A 1,691-nucleotide genomic window follows, 5' to 3' on the forward strand; every position below is an offset into this window, starting at 1 on the left:
CGTTCACGACGCGACGACCGTTGATCAGGGTGAGGGTCCGGTTGATGCCCAGGCCGCGCAGGTTCACCTGCGCCGTGCCGTAGCCGTTGCCGGTCCAATAGGCGTTGGTCTGGTTGCCGGCGTTGCCGGCCGAGGCCGGCAGTCGCTGCAGCAAGGCCTCGACATTGGTGATGCCGGCCCGGGCGATCTGTTCCTGGCTGACCACGGTGGCGGGGCCCACCCCGGTGATGTCCTCGCGCTTGATGCGGCTGCCGGTGACGATGACCTCGTCGACGTCGTTGGCGGCCAGCTGCTGCGCGCCAGCCTGGGTGCTCAGCATCGCTGTGGTAAACAGCGCGCTCGCGAAAAGCAGACGCTTCGAAATCCGGCTCATGGCCATCCCCTGTCTCTTTGGACCCCGGCCCGACCGATCTCCAGCGAGGCCGCGCCATTCATCCGACTGTCTTGTTTTGTGGCTCAGAGTGTCAAGATAGGTATATACATATTAGACACCCCAAAACTGGTTCCGGCTTGCCGACATAGACCATTTTTCGGGTTGAACTTCGGCCCTATACGACATATTTGGCAAAAATATTCCAACCTTTGGAGCCATATCGCACGATACTGGCTATTTTTAGCTCGTCGTGGTTTCGCACGAAATACGCGCCTGGATGTATGTTTTCGATCATCGCTCGTCGGAAATGATGACTATTTAATCGCAGAGTTAGCATGCGTTCTGGCGTTTTATTTTCCGCACGACAATATTCATGGGTTCGTCAACGAACACATGGGGCGGTAGTTCTTATATTTACAACCATTGCGATGATATATATCGGACATCACCATCGCCTTCGCGGGTGAAGCGCCCGTAATACTATGGCCTTTTAAAATCCCTAGCTGAACGCGAACTTCCTTTGCCCCCATGCGAAACAGGGGGGTTGGATAGGACGGATACGCACCGGGAAGACCGATCCCTCATCTCTCGGCGCAATATGCCGGCGAGGGACGTCAAGATCGTCTCGCGAAAACCAGGGGCCGGCCGGGGCGACGACGAGGGCCGGCCGACAGGCCCATGGCCTAGAAAGCTCGGATGCCCACGATGGTCTGGCCGCTTAGCTGGAAGCGGACCTTGCTGCCGACGGCCGCTTTTGCGAGCAGGGCCTTGTCGGACACCTTGAAGGGCATGGTCATGGCCGGCCAGTTGAGCGCCTTGATGGGGTCGTGGGCCAGGGTGACCGTGCCGGCCTTGACGTCCACCTTCTTCACGACGCCGACACCCTCAACCAGGGCCGCGGACGGAGCGGCCTTCGGGGCGGCGTGACCGCTGTGATCGCTTTGGGCGGCGGCGGCGGAGCTCATGGCCAGGGCGGCCACGACGGACAGGACGACAGTCTTCATTTCGATCTCCAAGCTGGCGCCATAGGCGCGGCATAGGCGGCGGCGGACAGCCGCCGAAAGAACCGACCTCGGAGAGGCCGGGTTGCTAGAACCAAGCCCGCAGGCCGATGACGAAGCGGGTGGTGTCGACGTCCTCGCCGGCGGCGCGGGCGAAGTCGGCGGTCCGCCCGTACTTCCGCTCGTGGACGACGCCGACATAGGGTGCGAACTCGCGGCGGAACTCGTAGCGCAGGCGCAGGCCGAGCTCGGTGTCGGTGAGGCCCGAGCCGACGCCGGTCGCGGGGTCGTCCTGGGCCGCGAGGTTGATCTCCGCC

General features: G+C 62.0%; 3 protein-coding genes. All 3 read right to left on the reverse strand.

What is annotated here, in order from left to right:
• The coding region (locus V6M52_RS08775) for a TonB-dependent receptor plug domain-containing protein (RefSeq protein WP_332700742.1) at positions 1-373 on the reverse strand (373 nt) is incomplete at its 3' end.
• A gap of 683 nt (positions 374-1,056) precedes the next feature.
• Positions 1,057-1,377: a copper-binding protein gene (locus V6M52_RS08780; RefSeq protein WP_332700743.1), complete on the reverse strand. Its 321-nt coding sequence runs from the start codon at positions 1,375-1,377 to the stop codon at positions 1,057-1,059.
• 85 nt (positions 1,378-1,462) lie between these two features.
• Positions 1,463-1,691, reverse strand: a 229-nt coding sequence (locus V6M52_RS08785; protein ID WP_332700744.1) for a copper resistance protein B, incomplete at its 5' end; no start/stop codon positions are given.

The sequence above is a fragment of the Devosia sp. genome, from assembly GCF_036676215.1.
Taxonomy (GTDB): Bacteria; Pseudomonadota; Alphaproteobacteria; order Rhizobiales; family Devosiaceae; genus Devosia.

What these genes read in the sequence shown, in the direction of transcription:
- V6M52_RS08780 (WP_332700743.1), bottom strand. Translation starts at nt 1,377, where the DNA reads ATGAAGACTGTCGTCCTGTCCGTCGTGGCCGCCCTGGCCATGAGCTCC.